The organism is Brucella tritici (assembly GCF_902825325.1).
In the GTDB taxonomy this organism is placed as follows: domain Bacteria; phylum Pseudomonadota; class Alphaproteobacteria; order Rhizobiales; family Rhizobiaceae; genus Brucella.
Map to the genome: position 1 here is coordinate 1 of NZ_CADEAR010000029.1, position 18,453 is coordinate 18,453.

Genomic DNA, 18,453 nt, shown 5'->3' on the forward strand with positions numbered 1-18,453 from the left:
AATTTGTTGGTCGTCTTGCTCATATCGGCTCCACTTTCTCACGAGTTGGAGCCTCCGGCAAACCCGGCGCGGTTCAGGAACTTGCTGCAAAGCTGCGTGCTGAGAATGAAGAGTTGCGTAGACGTCTGGGGCGAACTTGAGGCGAATTGCTCCGCAGCATCTGCACCAGGGTGCTGTCAAAACAGATGACTTGCCACGTGTAAGTCATCTGTTCGCCTTTCGATGATGAAAATTTGAAGCCTTTGGTCTCTCCTTCCAAGGGCGTTCTAATAAGGCCAAGAGTGAGGATTACCATTCCGCACAACTTTTGGTCTGGATTAGTGCATGACGACCACCAAGCGTCACGGGCAGGATTATGCTGACTGCCAATACCAAGATGGAGTCACATCATGATTTTGGATCCCGCTCAGGCCGAGGCACTCTACAAAGCGATACAAGCCCTGAATGAAGGGGGCGGCCAGCTACTTAACGCTTCCTTTGACGCATTCGTCCTCGGTGAGGCAATCATTGATGTTTGCACCCACACTGATGATCGCATCGAACTGCGATCTGCCGGCAATGTAACTGAAATACACGACGACCTATCCGCTTTCGCAGCTGCCTATCGTTTGCAAGCACTGTGATTGCTCAAGCGAAGGATGACATTGCGTTTGATTTTAGTTTTTTATCTATGAAATCTTGGTACGGACCGCTGGGCTGAAACTTAACAGAAGACAATTGAATAATGCGCTTAACCCATTGACCGGGTCATCGTCCAATGACGTGCTTTTTTGCTATTTCCAAGGCCTTCCGTGCATTGTTCTCAGCGGTCTCCTCGGTCGGCGCGACAGACTGGATTGTGAGCCTGTCTCCGCCCTCCACGACAAAAATATTCACCCCCTTCAAGCCACCAACATTCGGGAGGCGGATAAGTCGTCCAACTGCAGGGGAGACATCGATTTTCTCGATTTTAAACCCGATTTCTTCGGAACTGACGTCCAACTCTTTGAGATAACCTTCGTCGGTTCTGTTTTCCTGTCCCTGCTCGTCGACATGGCGATCGATAGCGATCATCAAATGTTGATCGTCATCTGTTCCGCAGCAGGACATCCGAAAGTTAGTCGGTTCTTCCGCATGATACGCAGAGGCATCGAAAATTGACCAGAGCTCCTGCTTGATGGGCGTGAGCTCGCGGATTTTAAAACCGTCAGCCCACACGGGGACATTAATTCCGGCAAGTGCAATCGCGATGACGACCGCTATGAAAGTTCTATTTTTCATTCAGGGACCGTTACATTAACCTAAGCACGACCACAGTGAATCTGGACCGCTACTCTAAAAAAGCAGCCAGAACCTGCGCGTCATGGCAGAGTTCAGACAGCCAAATCAGATCAGACACACTGGCCCGGCAAAGGGACAGTTCGGCGCAACTGCGTTTGCGGCTTCCCTACCAAATTCAAAGAAAGTCTTTAGCCCTTGGTTTTCTCCTTCAGGATATAGTCGAATAGTCTAGGGAGCGATGGGGGCCCCTTCCCTGACAAGAAGAAACCACAGGCTATCAAAAGAACCTTTCGCGTCTCATGCCTAGCAGTTTCGTCGTTAGCGTGAAACATTGGAACCTTCTTGAAAAAAGCGCCTGATCTGCATCAAATGTATGGTACATCAGGCCGCTTTCAGTTCATGGATAGCTGAGAGCTGATCCTGAATGGCTACTGCCTCCGTTTTAAGGTCGTAACTTGACTGCATATTCATCCAGAATTCGGGCGTGGTACGGAAGAACTTTGCAAGGCGCAGCGCAGTATCAGGTGTAACGGCGGTCTGTTCGGTCGCCAGACGCTCAATACGAGTGCGAGGGACATTCAGATTCCTGGCAAGCGCGCCCGCACTCATCCCGAGCGGGATGAGATATTCTTCCCGAAGGATTTCGCCGGGATGGACCGGGGGCAGTATACTGGTCATGGCTTCTTCCTTTCAGTGATAGTCAACAATTTCGATTTGTCCAGCGCCAGCATCGGTCCAAACGAAACAGATGCGCCACTGATCATTGATGCGGATCGAGTGCTGCCCTTTACGGTCCCCCTTCAGAGCTTCCAGCCTGTTACCGGGAGGAGAACGAAGATCATCGAGAATTAAAGCACTATCGATCATCGTCAGTTTACGAACAGTTGTTCTTATCAAATCTGCCGGAAACCCGTTTGGCGCTTTGCCGCCTGCAACGGCTTCGGTTCTGGCATCCTTGTAAGAACGGATCATGGCTTGCTCCTGCGGCTTGTATCATATCCTGATACAGCTGGCAGTCAATAGTGTTGTATCATACCGTGATACAGTGCGGGGTTCAAGGCCGAAAACGAGGCTTTAGCTCGACAGCTCCCGAAGATTTTGCTTTGATCTTTTAAGGGATTTGGGGATCCAAAATTGTCGAAGGCAACCAACTGGATATTTGGGGCAATTGCCCTGTTCATTCTCACCAAAGTTTTCGGGAATGACGAGCCGGCCTCCGTATCTCCACCCGCCGCTATTCCACCACAGGAGACAATTCGGGCAACTGAGCAGGCTCCTCAGCCTTTAGGCTTCATGCAGGCTAAAACTCACGACAGACAAACCAGCCGCCGCCGCCGTCGGCTGGCCAGCACCCAATCGTTGGAAAATGGCTTTATTCGACCGCCAAAGTAAACATGAGAACCGAGGCGTCGTTAACTGCACGCGTCAGTATGGTTATCGGTAGAGGTAAAAGGGTGCACGTTCTGAACTACCGCTCCGGATGGTTCAGCGTCACTTATGCCAATCGAACGGGATGGATTTCCGAGCGATACCTGGCCGAAAATCCGCCGCCTGCCGCAAATCGCGCGGTGCCGGCAATCAGGTCAACCTGTTCGGTCTCCATATCTTGGCACGTGTGATTGCCCATATGACGTCATGCGGAATGGCCGTTCGTGTGGGGGACGGAGCGCTTTTAGTCGCCCAGGTGGGCGTAGCCCTGTGTGCTATCGCTAACGAAATTGCCGTCAACTGGTTCGGCCTGGCGCAAATGCACCAACTCACGACAGGTGGAGATTAATATTAAAGGTCAAAACGGGAGAATCCAGTCAGAAAATTATCGCGATAATCGTCAAACCCGGAGTCAAGGTAGCTTCCACAGAATGAAAGCTGATTGTCATCGTACTTCGGTAAGCAAGAGCTCCCATCAATTGGCTATGTGGGTCTTGCGCAAGTCAATTGGACGTTTATTTTCCGGTTGCCAACCAAACTTTCCTCGCTCGCAAGAACGAGCGTCTTCACTGCATCCTTGTTGATTGGAATAATGCCTTGCTGCAGCATTTCTTGCACACGATCTATAGTGACGCTGCTTGTGTAGATCGCCCGAGCCGAGAAGCATCCGCAGTCACCAATTGGCCTATTCAATCGAAAATGGGCTTTCACCGTTATGGCATTTGCTTTTAAAACAGCGCTCTCGCCTGTGACCGTCACACACTCGGCCAGCTTGTTTTCAAAGGCGACACCGCCAACATCCTCAGCTCCAGCTACTCCGCAAAACGATGCCATTAGAACTACGCCGTAGATTAACCTGAGCATCAATCGATCCTTCTTTAACGTGGTGGCAACTGTTTGAGACAGCTGAGAATATTCGTGCCACAAACATGAACTTCGGAGCGTGTTGCTGGATCATCCAGCCAGCGGTGGTATGCGCTGCGGATCTCCACGTCCTTGTAATTGTAAGGTTCTCGCCTTCTTACTGACACGGGTTATTACGCTCTACATTATCTTTTTGTTGGCACAGATCCATAATTATCCCGCAACCAGATTTCCGTGTGCTTTCATTCCTGAAAACAGTAGCTGGCTGATTGAAAAAGTCCCTCCCCTCGCCTTCTCTATCAGAGATCGCAAATATCCGCCTGGCGAATTGATCGAGGCCAGTTTCTGGAGAATCCAAGCGATGGCCGTCGATGCGGATTCTGCCCCCATGAAATGGACAGCTTCTTGATAGGCCGAGCGACTGATGCCGAGAAATCCGGAAACAATTCGTGACGCATCAAGAAGTTCTCGCCATGTACCAATCCCCTTTATCCCGTATTCGCGGATATCCGGGCATGTTCGAAGCACCTGGTCGAGAGAGATTGAAGGAGAAACCCGTACCTGCTCTTCTCTTTCGAGGTTCACAGCATCAGAGCTTTCCGAAGAAGGCACCTTCAAATCAATCATCTTGCCTTTTTGAATCTCAAAAAGGGATTCTGTCAGGGATTCAGTATGCTGCCGCTCATACTGAGCGACGCTGCCGCTCAATTCCGGTACAATACCTTTTGTTTTCAATGCGTTATCCAATTCACCACGAATGGCATCAAGATTAGCTGTGACTGTAGCCAGTTGGACGGGAGATGCGCGGCGAGGAATTGCGTCAACGACCTCACGGAAGCGAACGAACACTTCTTCCAGACTCTCATTAAGCTTGCCAGTTTCTTCGGCCGCTTCGGCAAAAGTCGACGCGATATCCCTTCGCAAGACCGATACTTCGTCGCGAAGGCGCTTCAATGCTTTCTGATCGGCGAGAATTTTCTCTGCAGTAGCGGCAATTTCTGACGCTCGATCAAGCAATGGTGCGAAGGAAAATCCAAAAGCAAGCTCGACCTGCCCTTCCCTGTCCTTGTGAGCATAGCGCTTACGTGTCGGACTATCCTTGCGTTCAATGATCCTCGCTTCGACCAGGAATGCGAGATGTCGGCGAAGCGTGGACTCTGGCATACCATGGGCCCGGAGTGAAAGCTGGCGATTGGACGGAAAAACGACGAGGCCGCTTTTCTCATTCAGCTCATCCTCAGGCAGAAATGACAAAAGCGAGCTGAGTACGGCCAGACAACGATCATTGAGTTCGAGTGCCGATTTGGCCACACAGAGCTGCTTGTAGATTACCCAGCGGTTTACGCCCCTCCCCTGCTTTTTCTGTAGTTCAGGATTTTGGGTAAACGTCTTCATTCGTCCACACAGTGTGGACGTGATAGTCTCCAAAATTTGCATTTCCTCTCACCTTTCGAAAGGCAAAAGAAATCCACCCGCCAAAATGACGCTTATGACTCTTGACACTGATTCATGGAAATGCGATTCTCAGACTTGCTAAAGATCGAGAGAGGCTTCCATACGGCAACGTTTTGGGGGCCTTTTTCTTTTGCGTGTTATTCTCCGTTCTTATTGATATTTGATTGGCTAAATTCGTCGTAAAGCGAGTCCATTCTGCTAGCTAGCCATTCTGCAAAACCGTTTGCATTTCTATTCGTAAGTTCGATAGCTACTTTTTTCGCGCGATGGTTCATCAGGAGATTTAATGAACCATCATTCGAAGCCCAACGATTAGTGCTGGTGCCGGTACTTGTCTTCTTCGGAGCTAAAGATTTGGGCGCTGCCAGATACTCGCAGGCTTTTTGGAAACGCTCATTGCTTTCCAAAGACCTTATGTTGTCCGCGGACAACTCTCGAACAAGGCAATCAGAGTTTTCGGAAGAAATCAGATCGCCAAACTCCATCCAACGCCTTCTGCCGATTTCAGGGGCGGCACCAATCAACTCGATTACCTCAACGGAAATCTGCTTTACGACGGATAACATTTTTGACAAAGCGGCTTTGTCGACTGCAAGAGATGACATTATGACATCTCTTGCAAATCCCTTTGTCTCCAAGCGTTTAGCGAACAAAGCCCGTTCAATATATGAGAGATTTGTACGAGCATTATTCTCTTGACCTTGATTGATAACGAGCTGCTCATCTGTCAAATCGCGGACGATTGCGCGGACTTTCCTCCCTAGAATTTTTGCCGCTGCTAAACGTCGGTGCCCAAACGCTACCTGATAGCGATCTTGATTTGCAGGATTAGGCCTTGCAAGTATCGGGACGAGCTGACCGTTTTCACGAATTTGCGCTACTAGTTCGGAAAGTTTAGTTTGATCGATCTCGAGCCGATCCGAGACGAAAGATCCGTCAATCAAGCTGGGTTCTAGCTCTACAACTACTTGTCCTTCCGAAAGCTGCCTTTCAAGTTCATCGACGCGTTCGACTTTTTGTGTGATGTTCGTCAAAGATTTAGTAATTCCACCCACCGGAGCACTCCGTGCAGATGGTATGAAACCCGCCAGCGGCCTGGACTTCGTAATATCAGAATCAGGTGTCTGTGGGGACGTTGCGGCAGTATCCAATGATACGCCGATAAGATTCTTACGCGCCATCGATTACTTCCTCCCCCACGTGGCTCTCAAAAGCAATTCGATCTCCCCATTCACAGCGTTCAGTGAATCCATTGCGCGGTCATACGTGCCACGAATGAATTGTGAACGTTCCACCTCGTAGAGTGTCTGCTTGGTTACGCCAGCATCTGAAATCGCTGTGGACTTCAACATAGCATTCTGAAGCATCCGATTACCAAAAATAGCCCTCATAAATCCTGTCATCTGACTTTGGGGGCCGTCATTAGGTTCGTAACGAGTTACGAGATAACGCATCCAATCGTAGCTTGTTCGGCCGCCGGCCCGTTCCACGACCGCCATGAGTTCACTCGTCATCGCCAGAAACTGGCTCATAGACATGACATCGAGCATTTGTGGATGAACAGTTATTAACACACCTGTAGCTGCACACAGGGCGGACATCGTTAAAAAGCCCAACTGAGGAGGGCAATCGATAACGACAACGTCATAAAGGCTCTCTATATCGGCGATAACTTCACCTATTCGAGCGAAGAACATGCTTTCGGCACGTCCCGTGGTAATGGCTTTTGGTGTTTCATGTTCGAATTCCATAAGTTCCAGGTTGCCTGGAATGACGTGGAGATTAGGCGTATACGTAGCACGCACGATCTCAGTAATGTTGCGGGGTGCTTCGTATCGAATAGCACCGTAAAGTGTTTCGCTCTCACCAACGTCCAGTTCAGGTTGATGTCCGAAAAGTGCCGATAGCGACGCCTGGGGATCAAGATCGATCGCAAGCACGCGATATCCACGTAACGCGAGAAACTGGGCGAGGTGCGCAGATGTGGTGGTCTTCGCTGACCCACCCTTAAAATTCATTACCGCTAACACTTGGAGCTTTTCATTAGCTCTTCGCGTAGGGACATATTTAGGCGCCCCGTTCTTCTCATCTAATGATCTACGAATCCGATCCATGTCGTCCGGCGAATACATACGTCGGCCATTTGGCAAAGGTTCTGGGCCATGGCCATCCGATGCTACCTGTCTCAGGTAACCCTCTCCGATGCCAATATATGCAGCAGCCTCAGATGGTGAAAACTGACGAATAGTTTTCTGCGATGTCGGAGGGAATATTTTCTGCTGATGGAGCTGGAGTTGCCGCGACAATTCTAGCGAATCTGCCGACAACAGTGTCGGAAGGTGTTCTTGTTGATCCATCAAGTTATGACTTATTAACATTTGAGGCCCTTCAACTTCGCAATTGATTTAAAATCAACGTTAACTGCGAAGTTCACAGTAAGCCCGATTCGTAAACATTTTACAAACGATTAACCATGGCGGGGTTGTTGTCCGCGGACAACTGAAAAAGACGAACTATTTGACGTCTTCATTGAGGGACGAGTCCCCGCATAGCCAAATGATTGAAGAGGCTGAGGTCAGTGCACAAGTTGTCCGCGGACAACATTTGCAGTCTAATGATCGCCCGAGGGTTGCTTTGATGAATAGTCAAGAACTGCATTGGAAACTGAGAGCGTGCCGGGTGCTAGGTCAGTTTTCTTGGAGTCGTTATAACCAGTCGGTCGACGCTTCACTGGCTTAGGTTGCCCGTGCGACCACACAGACGTGCGGTATGCTACAGAATGGCAGCGCAAGTGAAGTTCGTGAAGGACTTCATTGCTGCCTGGACTAAGGTGATGAACGCCGACCGTTTCGATCTGGCATAAAGGCCGATCTAACGAAAAGCCTCCCCCAAATGTTCGGGGGAGGCTTTTTTATGCGCATCGCTGAAATGGCTTCGGCGTGGAATATTTCCTTACTTCGCCATATCGATGGCGGAGCTGAGCTCTTCCACCGCCTGATCCGCTGTCAGCTGACCGTTGAACTGGCGGGTGATGACGTCGAACATTGCATTCTTGATCGCGGTCGGCTGTGCGTGCGACTGCGAGAAGGAGCCGAGCAGCGATCCGCTCTTGTCGGCAGCAGCCAGATCCTTGATCGCTTTCTGTCCGCATTCGTCGAATGCCGTGGTCGGCACATCGGTACGCGCCGGTGCCGAGCCTTTCACCACATTGAAGGCCGACTGGAAATTGACATCTTCCACAGCGGTTGCGAGCGCAAGCTGCGCCTTGCGCTTGTCCTCACCCACTTCAAAGACAGCAAACTGATCGGCATTGAAGGCCACGGAACCTTCCGTTCCCGGGAAACGACCGCAAACGAAATCCGCACCGGGCTTCTTTCCAGCCTTGGTAAATTCGCCCTTGGCCCAGTCGCCCATGAACTGCACGCCCGCCTTGTCGTCAATGACCATGGCCGAGGCGAGATTCCAGTCGCGTCCCGAGAAATTGTCGTCCACATAGGTGCGCAGCTTCGCCATCCGCTCGAAGACCTGCTTCATGGTATCGCTCTTCAGGGCTTCAGGATCGAGATCGATCAGCGCCTTTTTGTAAAAATCCGGCCCGAACGACATCACGACACTGGTGAAGATAAGCGCTTCCTGCCAGGGCTGGCCGCCATGGGCAATCGGCGTGATCCCCTGCGCCTTGAACTTGTCGAGCAGAGCGACAAGCTCATCCCAGTTCTGCGGCACTTTTCCGCCAGCCTTGTCGAGCGCGGCCTTGTTGTACCAGGCCCAATTGGTGGAGTGCACATTGACCGGTGCAGCGATCCAGTGGCCGTCATACTTCGAGAAGTGTTGGATTGCGGGCGGGATGACCTTATCCCAGCCTTCCTTGTCGGCAACTTCATCCAGATTGCCGAGCACGCCCTGCTGTGCCCAATCCAGAATATCGAAACCCTGCATCTGCACGGCGGCTGGCGGATTGCCTGCCGTCACGCGAGCGCGCAAGGTCGTCATCGCGGCTTCGCCCGCACCACCGGCAACCGGCATGTCGACCCAGCCGATACCCTGTTTTTGAAGGTTTTCCTTCAGGAGATTAAGCGCGGCCGCTTCGCCGCCCGAAGTCCAGTAATGCAGGACTTCCACGCTTTCCTCGGCCTGCGCGAAACTTGCCCCACCCAAAATGCTGACACCCGCCAGCAGCATTCCCATCATCAAGCGCATTCTCATATCTCCTCGTTAGGAATAATGCAGCTTATCATGGACTTGCGCGAACGGAATGCTCTATCGCGTTGGAGGTTTTTATTCGTTGGCCTTATCTGCCAGCGTCGTATGGACCAGAACGAGCCGAGGAAGACCACATCATCTGCTAAGTAGATCGTGCATTGTCCTATAGCGTTGAGGAGGTTTTTTCTCGTCGGACGGAAAAAGCACGCAAAATGAATAATGACTATAACACGGCGTTCGTTCCCACTTGCAAACTCAATTGAGTGCATCCAAAGGAGAGGATTGCGTATCCGCTTCTCTCGGTATCGCATAATATCCGTGGTGCCGTTCGAAGGGAACAAATTGAGACCGAACCTGAGTTGGGAGGCGGAATGCAGGCGGTAAAACGCAATGGCCGATGAGGTCTCTGAGGCAGCTGCAATTCCACAACAGGTGTCGTTAAACTTGCATGAATTTCCGAAAGGGTAACATGGCCAAATTTGGTATCTTGCGATCCATAGGGCACAATGTTGCAGACTCGGTGGGGTCTGGTGTGGGGTTGCTGGTTGGGGTCTATTCGATGGACATATATGGTGAGGCTGCAGCTTCGCCGGAGGGCTATATCGAAATCAATTTTCTCACTGGAAAAACGTCTGGCAGTAAAGTCAGTGAATCCTTGGGCGACGCCATAAAGCTGTATAAGGAGGGGCTACCGCGTCTTTGTACGCGACACGGAATTGATGTCGCGGAGTTTCGACAATTGACGGCGCGTTATTCGGGGCAGGGTGTGTTGCGTGGTTTTTGCGTAACCACGGAAAATAGCCAAGGACGAACGTTGATTGACGAGTATCGAGGCATGCCCGGAAAGCGGCTCAAGGTTATGGATCCGTTCGGGAGAATCCGGCCAAAGAACGGAACGGCTTCGAGATGAAGGCGCTAGCGTTGGTATGAACTGAATCCAGGCTTTCTATAAATAGCCAATGCAGCGGTTTCGATCTTGATAAGTTGGATAAAGACAGGTCAGTTCTGCAAGACAAACTGGCCATCGTTATCGAAGCAATTAACGCATAGCGAGCCGTGTTGCCTCGATCGATGCGGCGAAGGATTTGGCCTTGAAACACCGGATTTTCAGAACCCCAGTGGAAAGTCGAACGGTTATGGTATCTGTAATCAATCTTCGCTCGACTGAAATCCCGATGATGTCCTCCAACGGTACTTCAACATTCAATTCGTCAGGACGGGCGTGTAATGCCCGGTTCATGTCGTTCGGGCGGAAACTCAAAGCAGTCGCTGTCAGCTGGCACTTGCCCCCGACCCATAATCCGCCCTGCTTACGACGACGCCCATCGATCAGACGCGAAGTTGTATCTGGCAAGGAATTGGCTTCCGACAATGTCGCTTTGTCGAAGAAAACGTTGACGAGGCGGCTGTCGATAACGTTTAGCGTGGCAACCTCCCGGTGATGCTCTGTCATAATACGTGTCTCATGAAAGGACTAGGATTGCAGCAAGTGATCTCAATTGCCAGGCGCCAAAACATTTTGACGGCAGATTACGTGATTTCAAGGCTTTGAAGCACTGCGCCGCCTGGTATTGATGGGTGGTCAAAAATGGGGACCTCTCATTCCAATGACGCACTGAATGAAAGTAAGGACGATCAGGCCAGATGGAGGGTTTCTACATCGCCCAAACTGCTGATTATGGCTCCTCCAAGAAGAGTGCCGTCAGAAGGGAAGGCCACTGTCTCCGGCGACAGCCTTCTCTGCGTCATTTGTCTGCAGCGCAATATGGCACTCCCGCAATGATGGCGACTGCTCGATCCAAGGGTGATTATCAAACTGGCCTCGTAGGGTAGTCTCCTTCAATTCCGGGCTTTTGAACCTAGAAATCTCTACCGGCTAGCGTTGGCGTATACTGCCGAGCGAGCAGGATCAGTTCAGCCTGACGATGCAATCCCGTCTTATCATATATGCGCAACAGATGCGTCCGGACGGTGCTGGTACCGATCGCAAACCTTGCGGCTGTTTCGTTTACCGTCAGACCATCTGCGATTGCCTCGAATATTCGGCGCTCAGCGTCCGTAAGGCCGAAGAGCGCGGCCACAGCTTTTCCCGCGTCTTCAGCCGAAACGGTCAGAGGCGTGAGCAAAAGCGCGTAATCGGCGCTCTCACCACGCTGGTTCGTCCCCTTTTCTAGCGGCAGCACATGCAGACTGCGCAGATTTCCATCGCTGCCCAGTGGTATGCCGAAAGGATCGCCAGCCGGTGCCCGGCTTCCGCGAATGGCGAATTCGAGCGCCTTTTGCGCCGATGGTGCGGTGAGCACCAACCGTCCATCGTGTATACAATAATGACCGTCGCGATCAGCCAGTCGAACGGCAGCCTCATTTTCATAACTGACTGTCAGATCAGCACCTACCAGAACGATCGGCTGTACCAGACTGTCAAGAACCGACCGGAACCCCGTAACAGCAGTAGCATGCTTTTCCAGGACACGACCGATGGTCGCGGCCCTTTGCAGATGCGGTAACAGCAGACGAATGATCTCGATCTCACGCGGTCCGACAAGGCCATGATCTTCATGGCGGTTGAAGCCCATCGATCCCACTGACAAATGATCACGTGTCAGGCCAACCGCAATCGCATCGACAAAACCTTGCGGCTGATTGAATTCGATATGAAAGGGATGGCTGGACTGCGGCGCGATGGCGTCAGGGTTGACGCGTGACAAAACCGCCGGCTCATCGATGGGCAGGGAACTGATGACTTCTTCCCCGCCCCACATATCCACCAGTTCTTCGCCATAAAAGGAAACTTTGTCGAGCCATTGCTCCTCAAATCCGGTTGTGGCTGAAAGCAGTGGCTGTCCGTCCTCCAGTGAGATAACACTTATCACACCCGTCCTCAGATCGAGTTCCCGGCAGATGCTTTCCATGGTTTGGGGCCATAGAGCGGCGTCGATGGCGCAATCGTAAATCTCACCAATCAACGCCGACAGTCTTTCCTGCGAAATCATTCGCGCCCCACCTCCCCAGGTGTACCCCGAACCCAATGCAAAAGAATATAGCATCGTCTCCACCATTTGGTGGATGTCCTTTGTTTGCGAGCGTGCCACATTTCAACAGCAAATCAAGAATGGGGGATATTCATGGGACGGATGAACATGACTGGCCTGCTGATAGTGGCAGGTTTTGCAACCGGTTTTCTGGCAGATATCGATTTTTCCCAGGCACAGCAGATTAATCTGCAGCGACATTGTACACCGGCAGGACCGAACGCCTGCCGACACGAAATGCCGAAGTTCACTCAGGATCAACCGCGCTATATCAGGCCTCATGTGGGCAAACCGAGAGTTCAAACCGTCAAACCGCTCCTTCCGCCGAAACATCGCCAGCCTCCTGTCAAACCGGGACAATGGGCTGGAAATCAAATCCAGCCGCCGCACAAGCAATACCCGGATATTGCTCGCAAACCGACGCCTATGCCGAACCATTACAACGGTCATGACCGCTACCGTAAACCCCGTCCCGGCTATCGTCGTCACTCGGACGGCTGGTGGTATCCGCTCGCGGCGTTCAGCGCAGGAACCTTGATCGGCAGCATGACCGCGCCACAACCGCAGCCGGTCTATGCCGATCCACCCTATTACAACAATGAGCATATTCAATGGTGCTTTGGCCAGTATCGTTCCTACAGGATGGCCGACAACAGCTTCCAGCCCAACCGTGGACCGCGTCGCCAGTGCCTGTCGCCGTATCTCTAACGCTTCGTGGAACCTTACTTTTGCGGAAGAACTGACATGAAACGGATCATCATCGCTATCATGCTCATCGGCATATCGGGAAAGGCTTATTGCGGGCCGGAATACGTCAAGGACGTTCCAGGCGTGCTGGACTTTTTCAATATCGCAAGCGAAGAAGCCAATTCTCCGCGCATAGTCGATTATGATGAAACATGGCTCATTACCGGTCCGGTTTCGGATTTGTCCGGTGAAGCAACCAAAGGAGAGAACTGGAAGCTTGTCGAGGGCAAGGTCGTCTATGCATATTACCGGTTCAATCCCGGTATAAGCGCCCTACAGATCCAGCGTGAATTCGAGGCAAAGGCAAAAGAAGAGGGTTTTACGATCGCTTTCTCGTGCGCGACGGAAAAAGGCACCTGTTTCACAAATGGAAGATCAGAACCCGGCGTATCGCTGGGACTTCTGCTGGACAAGCCTGGCAATATGCCAGCGCTGGACAAGAACAATATGAGTATCGTACGCAACTATTTCCAAACCGGCGGCGCACGCTATACCTATCTGACGCGCGAGGATGGTGGGATCAATACCGTGCATGTCGCTGTTTCGCTTGCCGACACACCAGCCAAGGGCGTCATGGCCATCACCAAGAGCATCATAACCGGCGACGCACCATCGATCACGGGTGCATCGTTGCTCGCATCGGAATTGAAGAAGAACAAATCCGTATCGCTCAATAATCTGCTCTTCGACGTAAACAGCGACATTCTGTTGCCGAACTCACGCGACCAGATACACGAGATCGCGATGATGATGCGCGAGGATGCGTCGATAAAACTTGAAATCGTTGGTCATACGGATTCCGATGGCGGACGCGACTACAACCTCGACTTGTCGAGACGACGCGCGGCCTCGGTGGTGCGTGCTCTGGTCGAAGATTTCGATATGGAAAGAAGCCGCTTGACATCCTCAGGCAAGGGGCTGGGCGAACCAATCGCATCCAACGATACGGAAGATGGAAAATCACAGAACCGCCGGGTCGAGTTGAAGCTCAGATAGAACCTTCCATGTGGAGCTTTCATTCTGGACATGGGGTCAGATTGGTTTTGCAAACCTGGCCCTTCATTTTGCTGCGCTTCATAATAAGCATGACATCGGCCACCATTGCCCTGGCGACCATTGCAACGTGTGCTTGGGTGGGCTTTCTTATTGGTGCGCCCTCTGGCGAGAATGCGGCATATACGAGTGGATTTGTTGGTGCACTCGTGGGCTTGTCTGTGTTCATGTCTATCGCTTATATCCTGCAGGAATACGTGTTCTATCTGCTGAAGGCAGCGCATATCGCCATTCTCGCGGAGTTGATACACGGCTCGGTCATAGAGCCATCCCGACAGCTGGAAACAGGCGTTGCTATTGTTCGCCAGCATATTCTGGCTAGCATGACGCTCTTCGCCGTGGGTCAGGCAATAAAATCCCTCATTGGTGTCGTCTCCCGCTTCGTCACTCGTGGCTTCAGCAGCTTTGGTAGCAGCGGATCAAGCCTGGGCCATATCGTGCAATCGTATTTCAGTATTGTCTTCGGACTGGCCGATGAACTTGTCCTTGCCTACATCCTGCGAGCTCACGAAAAAGCGCCTCAGGATGCCGCTCGTGAAGGCGCGGCCCATTACGCGCGGAATATCAAAGCCTTGATGAGCAACGCTTTCGCCTTGACGATCATCCACCTGCTCCTTTCCGTTCTTTTCTATGGAGCTGCGCTGGCCGTATCGATCGTGGTTGTCTATTTTCAGGGGCTTTCGATTTCTAGCGGCATCATAATGATGTACTTGATTATCGCAGCAGGGGCGATGATGCGTGCATTTGCGACACCACTTATTATAACATGTCAGATGCAGGTGTTCTTTACTGCAATTGAAAATCAGACACCCGACACCAGATGGCTTGACCGGTTAACTAAGTCCGATCACACCAAGATTATGGAAGCTCGTTGAATGGGGACGTCATTGAGATGATGAGGCTTACGGCGGTACCTTAGCACACCGGCTTCTCGATATATGTCTGTTCCGGACTATTAAAGCAGCCGCGATGCTCGTCCGCTACGCCGTTTGGCATTGTTGTAATAATCGGACGCCTGCTGCACGGAGCGATGGCGTGATTGTTCCATCGCTTCGGGGAGCGGAATGCCACGATTAGCGGCTTCTGTGAGATAGCCTGAACGTAAGCCGTGTGCCGAGAATTCTCTCGCGTCGAGGCCAGCCATCTCAGCGCGCTTCTTGACGATCGCGTTGATGGCACTTGGTTCCAGCGCGCGCGTTGAAACATTGCCCCATCGATCAACTTTTCGAAACACGCTGCCCTTGTCGATTTTTGCTGCTTCCAGCCAGCGGGTGAGGGCTTCGACAGGACGGCCGGTCAGATAGACGGTTTCGTCCTGATCGGTACCACTGGTTTTGGTGCGACCAAGATGGATGCCGAGCGAGGGGAGGGGGGAACCGTCCTCATCGGTGACAGGGGGCTGTTTGACAAGCTGTTCTACGCGCAAGCTGGCAACTTCGCTGCGCCGGCGCCCGCCAGAGGCAAAGGCCACCATCAGGATAGCCCGGTCGCGGAGCGCGGCGAGATCCTCGCCGGAACAGGTTGCCAGCAGCTTGCCCAGAATATCGCCGGTAATGGTATTGGCACTCTTGCGGTTGCGCGGCCGGTTCAGGGCGCGTACCGCAAGCCGGATGGCCGATTTGACGGAAGGCGATGAAAACGCACCCTCCAGACCGCGCCAGCGGGTCAGCGTCGACCAGTTGGCCAGACGCCGGCGCACCGTTGCTGGCGCATGCGGTCCGGACACACGCAAAAAGCCTTGTTGGCGCAATTCCTCTTCCACAGCGGACGGCATGCCGTGGTCGGGTTCGATCTCGCGTTGCTGTGGCCGCCATAAATGATGGGCGATGAATTTCAGCAACAGGGCTTCCGGCGCCGGGAAGGGGAGCGGGCTACCGGTTACGGCCATCGACCAGGCTTCAAGATAGGCCAGATCCGAGGTCAGCGCGCGCAGCGTGTTTTCACCCATGCCTTCATTGACCAGATGGCGCAGTGTCTCGACATCCTCATCGGTCAAAATGCCGGCCAGCATGTCGCGCCGGTTCATCGGCAAAACGGCGGCAATCGTATCGAGTTGTTCTGCCCGGGGTAGTTTAAATGCGTCTGGAAAACCTAAATCGCTCATGAGAGCGTAAGATTCCGCCCCCTCCCGCAAACGACCCCATGTAGCCTTATTTTATGTGCTTTGTTGCCGAAATGGCCGGCAGCTTTACGCTAGATTCCTATCGCTCTTTTGTGCGTTCGACACTGTCGGCTTTTGGACCTCATTGCGACTTTTGTTGTTATGAATGACTTTCCTTGCAATGGACACTAGGATGGCTGGAGTTGTCGCAGGTTTTTTTGGTTGACTCGTCAAGAGAGACAGGAAATTGACAGCAAAACCAAAAACTTTATACGACCCTCAAGCACAGACGGAACGCGAAATGATACGGAAGTTGGCGGTTATCCTCAGTGCCATTGTCTTGGCGTATTCGATCCCTGCAAAGGCTGATCGACTAGTATGTTCTCAATCAGAACATCTGCGCTACATGAAAATGGTCGGCGAGGTTGGCGAGATGGGGATCGACCGCGACCCTGTGGGTGAAGATGTTGCGGCTTTCGAGAGGTTAACAGCCGCATATGAAACCCTCAACCCGAAGGGACCGAAGACCTCGCTTTTTGTGGCGTATGTTCCCACCGGTCAGATCTATAGTCAGACATGTGCGGAAGAGCGCTGCACGATGGAAGAAATGGCAACGCCGGAGCAAGCCTGTTTGATCGATCACATGAACCAATGCAGCTATGTTGCACTTCGATTCCGGGGCGAAGAGTTCTGCCTGCTCCGTTCGCCGCAAAATTAGTTGTTTGATCCTGCTATCGGATGGATTTCTCACTGCATGATCGCAGAACTCTGCGCGGTTGCGGCTAACTTGTCTCGGAAATCCTGAAGTTTGCCTCGGGACGCGCTAACTTTGAATTCTCACGGGAACTTCTGTCGCGATAGTTGGATGTGAAAGTCCGACTTGCACGGCAGATTTTTGCGGCACTACATGCCGCTTCTGCCCTCCCTGCCTGCAAGCCGACTGACCGTTTTCCCTCTCAACCCGGCCGTTTTAGTTCGTAATAGTTAAACTGGCTGGTTGCATTTCGATCAGAGACTCTCCTTTCCGATGACAGGAAACTTGCAGAGAATGGCATCGCATGAACGGATAAGTCCGGGCAGGTAGGACTGGTCTCCCTCCACGATGAAACGATGATATTGATTGATGTGATCAGCAGTAATTTCAATCACCGCTTCAACATGTCCTAACTTCTGCATTGTCAGAACGACATTAATTTCCGGTTCCAAGCCCTTGAGTGTGGCTTCGCCTGCCAAAGAAGTCGCCATTACATCTAGCTGATCGCGGAATTTCCTGATGTCCATAGTCATCAGGATTGGCCCTGCACATTCGACATGTGCGCCGTTAGCCTCCATGCGCGCGCGAACCATCAGCCAATTCCCATCCCAGAAGTCCAACACATCCGAGAACTGGCGTCCTTCTATCCAAAGCGAAAAGCCGCTAAAGTGCAAATTGGGTTCATCTGTCATAGCCGCGATAATGCCATGGCATCCGTCCGTTTTCTACTCGCCAACGAAAAGACCACCGCTCCCCTTGCCATACTTTCCCTGTACCTGAAAATCCTCAGGAAGGCTTTCATCGGTTATTGCTTCGAGAGCATAGGTAATGGCCTGCGTTTTGACCGCAAATTGATGAATGCCATCTCCGCATTGGTGGGTGTTTCAGAAACTCAACGGCTTTTCTTTTGTCAACAAGGGGAGGGGGCACTCTTGTGAGCACTGTTCCGGTCTGGTCTTCCTATTCGTGTTTCTACCGATTGGGCTGTCTCTGCTCCGTTCTGACGGCCTGTTCATGGATGGCCAGTCGCGCGGCCTCGATTGCCGCCGTAAAGGATTTGGCCCTAAAGCATCGGATTTTCAGTACCTCGGTAGCAAATCTGACGGTTATGGCGTCTGTAATCAGTCTGCGTTGAACTGAAATCCCGACAATGTCCTCCAAATGTATTTCAACACTCAACTCGTCAGGACGAGTATGCAATGCCCGGTTCATGTCGTTTGGGCGGAAACTCAAAGTGGCGGCTGTCAGTTCGCACTTGCCCCCTACCCACAATCCACCTTGCCTACGACGACGCTCATCAATCTGACCAGAGATTGTATCCGGCAAAAGATCGGTTTCCGACAAGCTTGCATTATCAAGGAAAGCGTTGACGAGACGGCTATCGATAACGTTTGGCGTGGCATCCTCCCGATAAAAGTCTGTTACAACAGGCATCCAGATACTAGCGCATGGGAGAAGCTTTAGACAAATGAACCAGATTGGGGTCGGAACAAGATCAGTCATAAATCGTACGCTAAGCCCGAACGAACAATGAACTTGCGGTCAGTTCGGTTTGG

General features: G+C 52.0%; 23 protein-coding genes. 9 read left to right on the plus strand and 14 right to left on the minus strand.

Features of this window, described 5'->3' with window-relative positions:
* Positions 1-389: 389 nt before the first annotated feature.
* Positions 390-623 (plus strand): hypothetical protein, encoded by a 234-nt coding sequence (locus tag HWX93_RS21160; RefSeq protein ID WP_235969171.1) that lies wholly within the window; start codon positions 390-392, stop codon positions 621-623.
* 124 nt (positions 624-747) lie between these two features.
* Here HWX93_RS21160 and HWX93_RS21165 read toward each other — a convergent pair whose 3' ends face one another.
* The 3 genes from HWX93_RS21165 to HWX93_RS21175 form a co-directional block, all read right to left on the minus strand.
* Positions 748-1,260 (minus strand): hypothetical protein, encoded by a 513-nt coding sequence (locus tag HWX93_RS21165; protein WP_176038638.1) that lies wholly within the window; start codon positions 1,258-1,260, stop codon positions 748-750.
* 381 nt (positions 1,261-1,641) lie between these two features.
* Complete coding sequence (locus HWX93_RS21170; protein ID WP_176038639.1) at positions 1,642-1,938, minus strand: HigA family addiction module antitoxin; 297 nt, start codon at positions 1,936-1,938, stop codon at positions 1,642-1,644.
* A gap of 12 nt (positions 1,939-1,950) precedes the next feature.
* Positions 1,951-2,232 carry a type II toxin-antitoxin system RelE/ParE family toxin gene (locus tag HWX93_RS21175; protein WP_176038640.1) on the minus strand — a complete coding sequence of 94 codons (282 nt, stop codon included), beginning with the start codon at positions 2,230-2,232 and terminating at the stop codon, positions 1,951-1,953.
* A gap of 162 nt (positions 2,233-2,394) precedes the next feature.
* Between HWX93_RS21175 and HWX93_RS23080 the strand changes: the two genes are divergently transcribed.
* Both HWX93_RS23080 and HWX93_RS23085 read left to right on the plus strand, forming a co-directional pair.
* Positions 2,395-2,652 carry a hypothetical protein gene (locus HWX93_RS23080; RefSeq protein WP_235969172.1) on the plus strand — a complete coding sequence of 86 codons (258 nt, stop codon included), beginning with the start codon at positions 2,395-2,397 and terminating at the stop codon, positions 2,650-2,652.
* 38 nt (positions 2,653-2,690) lie between these two features.
* The gene (locus tag HWX93_RS23085; RefSeq protein ID WP_235969175.1) at positions 2,691-2,879 is read left to right on the plus strand and encodes an SH3 domain-containing protein; all 189 of its coding nucleotides are present in this window, start codon (positions 2,691-2,693) and stop codon (positions 2,877-2,879) included.
* Positions 2,880-3,171: 292 nt separating this feature from the next.
* On the opposite strand, the gene HWX93_RS21185 is transcribed toward HWX93_RS23085, so the two are convergent.
* The 6 genes from HWX93_RS21185 to HWX93_RS21210 form a co-directional block, all read right to left on the minus strand.
* Positions 3,172-3,552: a DUF2195 family protein gene (locus HWX93_RS21185; protein WP_176038641.1), complete on the minus strand. Its 381-nt coding sequence runs from the start codon at positions 3,550-3,552 to the stop codon at positions 3,172-3,174.
* A gap of 14 nt (positions 3,553-3,566) precedes the next feature.
* On the minus strand, positions 3,567-3,719 hold the full coding sequence (locus HWX93_RS21190) for a DUF5086 family protein (protein ID WP_176038642.1): 153 nt from the start codon (positions 3,717-3,719) through the stop codon (positions 3,567-3,569).
* Positions 3,720-3,765: 46 nt separating this feature from the next.
* Positions 3,766-4,947: a plasmid replication protein RepC gene (gene repC, locus HWX93_RS21195; protein ID WP_235969173.1), complete on the minus strand. Its 1,182-nt coding sequence runs from the start codon at positions 4,945-4,947 to the stop codon at positions 3,766-3,768.
* 197 nt (positions 4,948-5,144) lie between these two features.
* Positions 5,145-6,188, minus strand: coding sequence for a plasmid partitioning protein RepB (gene repB, locus HWX93_RS21200; protein ID WP_176038644.1), 1,044 nt, complete (start codon positions 6,186-6,188; stop codon positions 5,145-5,147).
* 3 nt (positions 6,189-6,191) lie between these two features.
* Entirely contained in the window at positions 6,192-7,385 is a 1,194-nt protein-coding gene (repA, locus tag HWX93_RS21205) for a plasmid partitioning protein RepA (protein WP_176038645.1), read from the minus strand.
* A gap of 574 nt (positions 7,386-7,959) precedes the next feature.
* Positions 7,960-9,207, minus strand: coding sequence for an ABC transporter substrate-binding protein (locus HWX93_RS21210; RefSeq protein WP_151664125.1), 1,248 nt, complete (start codon positions 9,205-9,207; stop codon positions 7,960-7,962).
* 472 nt (positions 9,208-9,679) lie between these two features.
* Between HWX93_RS21210 and HWX93_RS21215 the strand changes: the two genes are divergently transcribed.
* Positions 9,680-10,120, plus strand: a complete 441-nt coding sequence (locus HWX93_RS21215) for a hypothetical protein (protein ID WP_151664124.1) — start codon at positions 9,680-9,682, stop codon at positions 10,118-10,120.
* 129 nt (positions 10,121-10,249) lie between these two features.
* On the opposite strand, the gene HWX93_RS21220 is transcribed toward HWX93_RS21215, so the two are convergent.
* The gene (locus tag HWX93_RS21220; RefSeq protein WP_151664123.1) at positions 10,250-10,663 is read right to left on the minus strand and encodes a hypothetical protein; all 414 of its coding nucleotides are present in this window, start codon (positions 10,661-10,663) and stop codon (positions 10,250-10,252) included.
* Between the two features lie 406 nt (positions 10,664-11,069).
* Entirely contained in the window at positions 11,070-12,203 is a 1,134-nt protein-coding gene (locus tag HWX93_RS21225) for a helix-turn-helix transcriptional regulator (protein WP_176038646.1), read from the minus strand.
* Positions 12,204-12,350: 147 nt separating this feature from the next.
* Between HWX93_RS21225 and HWX93_RS21230 the strand changes: the two genes are divergently transcribed.
* The 3 genes from HWX93_RS21230 to HWX93_RS21240 are packed head-to-tail and all read left to right on the plus strand — an operon-like array spanning position 12,351 to position 14,917.
* Positions 12,351-12,950, plus strand: a complete 600-nt coding sequence (locus tag HWX93_RS21230; protein ID WP_235969174.1) for a BA14K family protein — start codon at positions 12,351-12,353, stop codon at positions 12,948-12,950.
* Between the two features lie 36 nt (positions 12,951-12,986).
* On the plus strand, positions 12,987-13,985 hold the full coding sequence (locus tag HWX93_RS21235; RefSeq protein WP_151664121.1) for an OmpA family protein: 999 nt from the start codon (positions 12,987-12,989) through the stop codon (positions 13,983-13,985).
* 41 nt (positions 13,986-14,026) lie between these two features.
* The gene (locus HWX93_RS21240) at positions 14,027-14,917 is read left to right on the plus strand and encodes a hypothetical protein (RefSeq protein WP_176038647.1); all 891 of its coding nucleotides are present in this window, start codon (positions 14,027-14,029) and stop codon (positions 14,915-14,917) included.
* A gap of 80 nt (positions 14,918-14,997) precedes the next feature.
* Here HWX93_RS21240 and HWX93_RS21245 read toward each other — a convergent pair whose 3' ends face one another.
* Complete coding sequence (locus HWX93_RS21245) at positions 14,998-16,146, minus strand: site-specific integrase (RefSeq protein ID WP_176038648.1); 1,149 nt, start codon at positions 16,144-16,146, stop codon at positions 14,998-15,000.
* 244 nt (positions 16,147-16,390) lie between these two features.
* On the opposite strand from HWX93_RS21245, the gene HWX93_RS21250 reads away from it, so the two are divergent.
* Positions 16,391-16,861, plus strand: coding sequence for a hypothetical protein (locus tag HWX93_RS21250; protein ID WP_146206502.1), 471 nt, complete (start codon positions 16,391-16,393; stop codon positions 16,859-16,861).
* A gap of 290 nt (positions 16,862-17,151) precedes the next feature.
* Here HWX93_RS21250 and HWX93_RS21255 read toward each other — a convergent pair whose 3' ends face one another.
* Positions 17,152-17,589 carry a hypothetical protein gene (locus HWX93_RS21255; protein WP_176038649.1) on the minus strand — a complete coding sequence of 146 codons (438 nt, stop codon included), beginning with the start codon at positions 17,587-17,589 and terminating at the stop codon, positions 17,152-17,154.
* Positions 17,590-17,604: 15 nt separating this feature from the next.
* Here HWX93_RS21255 and HWX93_RS21260 point away from each other — a divergent pair, with 15 nt between their 5' ends.
* Positions 17,605-17,835: a hypothetical protein gene (locus tag HWX93_RS21260; protein WP_176038650.1), complete on the plus strand. Its 231-nt coding sequence runs from the start codon at positions 17,605-17,607 to the stop codon at positions 17,833-17,835.
* Positions 17,836-17,869: 34 nt separating this feature from the next.
* On the opposite strand, the gene HWX93_RS21265 is transcribed toward HWX93_RS21260, so the two are convergent.
* The gene (locus HWX93_RS21265; RefSeq protein ID WP_176038651.1) at positions 17,870-18,400 is read right to left on the minus strand and encodes a hypothetical protein; all 531 of its coding nucleotides are present in this window, start codon (positions 18,398-18,400) and stop codon (positions 17,870-17,872) included.
* Between the last annotated feature and the right edge of the window lie 53 nt (positions 18,401-18,453).

Coding starts and splice junctions, on each gene's coding strand:
- HWX93_RS21185 (WP_176038641.1), bottom strand. CDS start 3,552: ATGCTCAGGTTAATCTACGGCGTAGTTCTAATGGCATCGTTTTGCGGA.
- HWX93_RS21230 (WP_235969174.1), top strand. CDS start 12,351: ATGACTGGCCTGCTGATAGTGGCAGGTTTTGCAACCGGTTTTCTGGCA.
- HWX93_RS21260 (WP_176038650.1), top strand. CDS start 17,605: ATGGCATCCGTCCGTTTTCTACTCGCCAACGAAAAGACCACCGCTCCC.
- HWX93_RS21265 (WP_176038651.1), bottom strand. CDS start 18,400: ATGACTGATCTTGTTCCGACCCCAATCTGGTTCATTTGTCTAAAGCTT.
- HWX93_RS21210 (WP_151664125.1), bottom strand. CDS start 9,207: ATGCGCTTGATGATGGGAATGCTGCTGGCGGGTGTCAGCATTTTGGGT.
- HWX93_RS21220 (WP_151664123.1), bottom strand. CDS start 10,663: ATGACAGAGCATCACCGGGAGGTTGCCACGCTAAACGTTATCGACAGC.
- HWX93_RS21160 (WP_235969171.1), top strand. CDS start 390: ATGATTTTGGATCCCGCTCAGGCCGAGGCACTCTACAAAGCGATACAA.
- repA (WP_176038645.1), bottom strand. CDS start 7,385: ATGTTAATAAGTCATAACTTGATGGATCAACAAGAACACCTTCCGACA.
- HWX93_RS21225 (WP_176038646.1), bottom strand. CDS start 12,203: ATGATTTCGCAGGAAAGACTGTCGGCGTTGATTGGTGAGATTTACGAT.
- HWX93_RS21255 (WP_176038649.1), bottom strand. CDS start 17,589: ATGACAGATGAACCCAATTTGCACTTTAGCGGCTTTTCGCTTTGGATA.
- repC (WP_235969173.1), bottom strand. CDS start 4,947: ATGAAGACGTTTACCCAAAATCCTGAACTACAGAAAAAGCAGGGGAGG.
- HWX93_RS21170 (WP_176038639.1), bottom strand. CDS start 1,938: ATGACCAGTATACTGCCCCCGGTCCATCCCGGCGAAATCCTTCGGGAA.
- HWX93_RS21215 (WP_151664124.1), top strand. CDS start 9,680: ATGGCCAAATTTGGTATCTTGCGATCCATAGGGCACAATGTTGCAGAC.
- HWX93_RS21245 (WP_176038648.1), bottom strand. CDS start 16,146: ATGAGCGATTTAGGTTTTCCAGACGCATTTAAACTACCCCGGGCAGAA.
- HWX93_RS21235 (WP_151664121.1), top strand. CDS start 12,987: ATGAAACGGATCATCATCGCTATCATGCTCATCGGCATATCGGGAAAG.
- HWX93_RS23085 (WP_235969175.1), top strand. CDS start 2,691: ATGGTTATCGGTAGAGGTAAAAGGGTGCACGTTCTGAACTACCGCTCC.
- HWX93_RS21175 (WP_176038640.1), bottom strand. CDS start 2,232: ATGATCCGTTCTTACAAGGATGCCAGAACCGAAGCCGTTGCAGGCGGC.
- repB (WP_176038644.1), bottom strand. CDS start 6,188: ATGGCGCGTAAGAATCTTATCGGCGTATCATTGGATACTGCCGCAACG.
- HWX93_RS21165 (WP_176038638.1), bottom strand. CDS start 1,260: ATGAAAAATAGAACTTTCATAGCGGTCGTCATCGCGATTGCACTTGCC.